5 protein-coding genes are annotated in these 5334 nt (G+C 31.9%); all 5 read right to left on the bottom strand.

Annotated features, from left to right (window positions below; translation table 11 throughout):
• The coding region (locus ACIQ11_RS08600) for a DPP IV N-terminal domain-containing protein (RefSeq protein ID WP_396154241.1) at positions 1–1462 on the bottom strand (1462 nt) is incomplete at its 3' end.
• 244 nt (positions 1463–1706) lie between these two features.
• On the bottom strand, positions 1707–2564 hold the full coding sequence (gene atpG, locus ACIQ11_RS08605) for an ATP synthase F1 subunit gamma (protein ID WP_396154242.1): 858 nt from the start codon (positions 2562–2564) through the stop codon (positions 1707–1709).
• An 86-nt stretch (positions 2565–2650) separates the two neighbouring features.
• Positions 2651–4225: a F0F1 ATP synthase subunit alpha gene (gene atpA / locus ACIQ11_RS08610; RefSeq protein WP_396154243.1), complete on the bottom strand. Its 1575-nt coding sequence runs from the start codon at positions 4223–4225 to the stop codon at positions 2651–2653.
• 25 nt (positions 4226–4250) lie between these two features.
• Positions 4251–4778, bottom strand: a complete 528-nt coding sequence (gene atpH / locus ACIQ11_RS08615) for an ATP synthase F1 subunit delta (RefSeq protein WP_396154244.1) — start codon at positions 4776–4778, stop codon at positions 4251–4253.
• A 9-nt stretch (positions 4779–4787) separates the two neighbouring features.
• Positions 4788–5288, bottom strand: a complete 501-nt coding sequence (locus ACIQ11_RS08620; protein WP_353147465.1) for a F0F1 ATP synthase subunit B — start codon at positions 5286–5288, stop codon at positions 4788–4790.
• Positions 5289–5334: the final 46 nt, after the last annotated feature.

A 5334-nucleotide genomic window follows, 5' to 3' on the forward strand; every position in this document is an offset into this window, starting at 1 on the left:
ATGAATATCGTATTGCCAATTGGGATTCATCTGGTGATAATTCAATTTCATACGCTCCATCATTGGTTAAAATTGGTGTTTTTTTTCCAGACGAAATATCTAATTTATAGAAAGAACGATTTCCAGGATGCGTTTCGGTACTTGTAATATAAAAGGAATTTGATAATTTTGATAAAACTACATCACGAACTTCCCATTTACCTTGCGTAAGTTGTGTTTTCTTTTTTGTTTCCAAATTGAAAGTGTACAAATGAGAAAAACCAGTTGCTTCTGATTGAAAATAAATGGTTTTGTTGTCAGCTAAAAAACCTAACGTTCCATTGCTGAAATTGTACCCTGGAATTCCAGGTCCGCCAATCCAAGCTTCATCGTGTTGATACTCTAATTCGGAAACCGTTGCGTCATTTAGGTTTAATTGAAGAATCCAACGGTCTTTATTATCTAAACTTCTAGCTTCAAAAACAGCTAAATTCCCCAATGCATTGTATATTGGCGCTTGCATCGTTATTGCTTTTTCTACTGGCTCTAAATTTTTTAAATTGTCGTATTCTTGATAGTATTTTGGAAAGGTTTTTATTCCTGTTAGATTTGAAAATGAAATTGACATTACCGTATCTTTCTCGATATGATACACATACATTTTATGCTTGCTATTGTTATTTATAGATACTTTTTCACGTGCCGATTTGTTTTTAGTATATCCATCACTCGTAATGAAGTTTTCAACTTTTGTATCTTTTGTAGTTGGATATTCCGATATAGTATAGGTAACGAATTTTCCACTTGGGTTAATTTTTACTGATTCTAATGCATTCGTGCCGTATAAAATCTCCGAAGGAAATTTAAGTTTTTTTTCTGCGGCGCGTTTTTTATTCCATTCTGATTTAGCACTTTCTTGGTTTACAAACTGAAATAATTCTTTTTGTTGGTCATTCAGAAAAGAAGTTTTATTGGTTTCTGAAGAAGTTGTTCCAGATTTAAAATTGGTAAGTTGTAACAATTGAAAATTCGTTACATTTAATTGAAATATGTTTTTATTTTGTTGAAAATAAATGATGTTTTGATTTGTGCTTCTTTGAACAGAATTGATATTTGAAGTCGTTTGAAAAAGTATTTTATTTTCTTTTGTTTTTTTATGATACGAAGATAAGGCGCCCTGATTTGTATAATATACTACATCAAAATTTTCTTGCCCTTGATATTGAATTTCCGAAAAACGGAACCCTTCTTTTGAAAGTAACTTTGGTTCTGTGAAACCAGATTGCCAAAAATAGGTTGTATCGCCTAAGTCATTATTCGGATTCCACTCAAAATAAATGGTTTTTCCGTCTACAGACCAACGTTGATTAGAAGGTTGATGACCAATAAATTCGTTGCCTTTCATTATCTCTTCTAATTGAAGATTTTGTGAAAATACAAGAGAACTGAAAATAAAAAATAGGGCTGTAAAAATGTTTTTCATAACAAATCGGTTTATACAAATATATAATTTTTTTCGCCAACGGATTAAATTGAATAATAGGATTTTATAATTTAATGCAACACGAATTTCACGAATTAGCACTAAATTTATAAAACTGATAATTAATTTTTTTCGCCACGGATTAAACTGATTAAAAGGATTTTATAATTTAATTAGCAATTAATACAAATAAAAAAGTCCCAATAAATTGGGACTTTAAGAAGTTATAAAACAGTAAATAAAATTAATTATTTAATGCTTCCGCACCACCAACAATTTCTAAGATTTCTCCTGTAATTGCAGCTTGACGTGCTTTGTTATATGTTAATTTCAATTGATTTCTTAAATCAGTTGCGTTATCTGTTGCTTTGTGCATTGCTGTCATACGTGCACCGTGCTCTGCAGCAAATGAATCTCTAACCGCTTTGTATAATTGAGTTTTTAACGATTTTGGTATTAATTCTAATACAATTTCTTCTTTTGATGGCTCAAAAATATAGTCAGATGAAATAGCAGCAGCGCCTTTAATTGGTGCTAAAGGTAAAAATTGTTCGTTTACAACATTTTGTGTAGCTGCATTTACGAACTGATTGTAAACCAATTCTACTTTATCATATTCACCATCTAAAAACAAATGCGTTAATGATTGTGCGATTTCTGCAGTATTATCAAAAGTTAAATCATCAAAAATGTCACTTCTATTAGCAATTACATAGTTTGATTTGTGTAAACCATCATTTGCTTTTTTACCAATGGCAAAAATACCAACATTATCGTGACCGTATTTTTCAGTTAACACTTTAACTTGTTTTAATACATTTGAATTTAATGCGCCACACAAACCTCTGTTAGAAGTAATGGCTACAACTAATACTTTTTTCACTTCTCTTTGAGTCGTATAATTAGCAGCAACATCACCTTCTAAAGAAGCACTTAAACTTTGAATTAACTCGGTTAATTTTTCAGAATAAGGACGCATTGCAGTAATAGCATCTTGCGCTTTTTTTAATTTAGCCGCCGAAACCATTTTCATAGCAGAAGTGATTTGCATCGTTGACGATACAGATACAATTCTATTACGAATTTCTTTTAAATTTGCCATTTTTATTGGGTATTGGGAGTTGGGTTTATGGTGTTGGGTATTCGTTTTACCTAATACCCAAGACCTTTTACCTTTTACCTAATTAATTAGTATTTTGCAGAAATTTCTTTTGCAGCAGCTTCTAATACATTTGTGATGTTATCATCAAATTTACCAGCTTTTAATGCATCTAAAACGTCTTTATGTTTTAAGCTTAAGAATTGAATATAATCTTTTTCAAATTCTTTTACTTTATTTACAGGAACATTTCTTAATAAGTTTTTCGTTCCGGCATAAATAATTGCTACTTGATTTTCAACAGCAAACGGATCATTTAAACCTTGTTTTAAGATTTCCACGTTACGTTTACCTTTTTCAATTACATTTAAAGTAACTGCATCTAAGTCAGATCCAAATTTCGCGAAAGCTTCTAATTCACGGAATTGTGCTTGGTCTAATTTTAAAGTACCAGATACTTTTTTCATTGATTTAATTTGTGCATTACCTCCAACACGAGATACAGAAATACCTACGTTAATTGCAGGACGAACCCCAGAGTTGAATAAATCTCCATCTAAGAAAATTTGTCCATCCGTAATCGAAATTACGTTTGTTGGGATGTATGCAGAAACGTCCCCTGCTTGTGTTTCGATAATTGGTAACGCTGTTAATGAACCACCACCTTTTACAATTCCTTTTAAAGAATCTGGTAAATCATTCATATTTTTAGCAATTTCGTCATCGTTAATTACTTTACAAGCTCTTTCTAATAAACGAGAGTGTAAGTAGAAAACGTCTCCTGGATACGCTTCACGTCCTGGAGGTCTTCTTAATAATAAAGATACTTCACGGTAAGCAACGGCTTGCTTAGATAAATCATCATAGATAATTAAAGCAGGACGACCTGAATCACGGAAGTACTCACCAATTGCAGCACCTGCCATAGGAGCATATACTTGCATTGGCGCTGGGTCAGAAGCATTTGCAGCAACAATAACTGTATAAGCCATTGCACCTTTTTCTTCTAATGTTTTTGCGATTGATGCAACTGTAGACGCTTTTTGTCCGATTGCAACATATATACAGAATACTGGTTGACCAGCATCGTAAAATTCTTTTTGATTTAAGATGGTATCTAAACAAACTGAAGATTTACCAGTTTGACGGTCACCAATCACTAATTCACGTTGTCCACGTCCAACTGGAATCATTGCATCGATAGCTTTGATACCTGTTTGTAATGGTTCCGTTACCGGTTGACGGAAAATAACTCCAGGTGCTTTACGCTCTAAAGGCATTTCGAATAATTCGCCACCGATTGGTCCTTTACCATCAATTGGGTTACCTAATGTATCCACCACACGGCCAACCATTTGTTCACCAACTTTTAAAGACGCAATTCTGTTCGTTCTTTTTACGTTAGAACCTTCTTTGATTCCTGTAGATGGTCCTAATAAAACCACACCAACATTGTCTTCTTCTAAGTTCAATACGATAGCTTCTAATCCGTTATCGAATTGAACTAACTCACCGTACTGAGCATTTGATAAACCATATACACGAGCAATACCATCACCAACTTGTAGTACAGTACCTACTTCTTCTAACGTAGCGCCAGATTGAAAATCTGATAATTGTTTCTTTAATATTGCTGAAATTTCAGCTGGTTTAATTTCTGCCATTTTATATATATTTAATGGTATTTATTTAATATGTAAATTCTCTTTTTAACTGTTGTAATTTGTTTGCAACAGATGCATTATATTGTTTGTCGCCAATTCTTAAAACAAAACCTCCAATAATTGAAGGATCTACTACGTTTGTAATAGAAATCGTGTTTGAAGAAAATTCTTTCAACTTATTTGTTACTTGTGCTTCTAATTCGGCAGTTAACGGAACAGCTGTAGTAACAACTGCTTGCTCAATACCGCTTGCAATATCAAATAATGTATTAAATTGAAAAGTAATTGCAGACAAAATTTCAAATCTTTTATTTGCTAATAACAATTGAAACAAACCTTTAGTTTCTGCTTGTAAAGATGGAAATATTTCAGTTAATGCATTCATTTTTATCGTTCCATTTACAATAGGATTTGATAAAAAATCGTGTAACTCATTATTTTCTTTAATTGCAGCACCAATAGTTTTCATATCGTTATTTACAGCTAAAGCGTTATTGCTTTCTGTAGCGATATCTATAATTGCTTTTGCGTATCTAATCGCAGCTCTTGACATAACTTTAGATTAGTTTAATTTAACATCAGCTAACATTTTCTCTACTAATTTAGTTTGAGATTCTTTGTTAGATAATTCTTCTTTTAATAATTTTTCAGCGATTTCTAAAGATAATGAAGACACTTGATTTTTGATTTCAGCAACTGCATTATTTTTTTCGCTTTCGATTGTAGCTTTCGCTTGTTCAATCATTTTTGCGCCTTGAGATTGTGCTTCAGATTTTGCATCAGCAATCATTTTTTCTTTGATAGCAGTTGCTTCTTTAATCATTGTATCTCTTTCAGCACGGGCTTCATCTAATAATTTTTGATTATCCGATTTCAAAGCCATCATTTCTTTTTTTGCATTTTCTGCCGAAAGAATAGCTTCTTTAATACCTTCTTCACGTTCGTTTACTGCATCTAAAATAGGTTTCCAAGCAAACTTTTTAAGTAAAAGGATTAATCCTACGAATAAAACTGTTTGCAAGATAAATAAACCAAATGAAAATTGACCTAATAATTCTTCCATTATATATATTGTTTAATTTTAATTTTCAATGTAAACAATTGTTGCA

It is taken from the genome of Flavobacterium sp. (assembly GCF_044361065.1).
GTDB lineage: Bacteria > Bacteroidota > Bacteroidia > Flavobacteriales > Flavobacteriaceae > Flavobacterium.

Coding starts and splice junctions, on each gene's coding strand:
- atpG (WP_396154242.1), bottom strand. CDS start 2,564: ATGGCAAATTTAAAAGAAATTCGTAATAGAATTGTATCTGTATCGTCA.
- atpA (WP_396154243.1), bottom strand. CDS start 4,225: ATGGCAGAAATTAAACCAGCTGAAATTTCAGCAATATTAAAGAAACAA.
- atpH (WP_396154244.1), bottom strand. CDS start 4,778: ATGTCAAGAGCTGCGATTAGATACGCAAAAGCAATTATAGATATCGCT.
- ACIQ11_RS08620 (WP_353147465.1), bottom strand. CDS start 5,288: ATGGAAGAATTATTAGGTCAATTTTCATTTGGTTTATTTATCTTGCAA.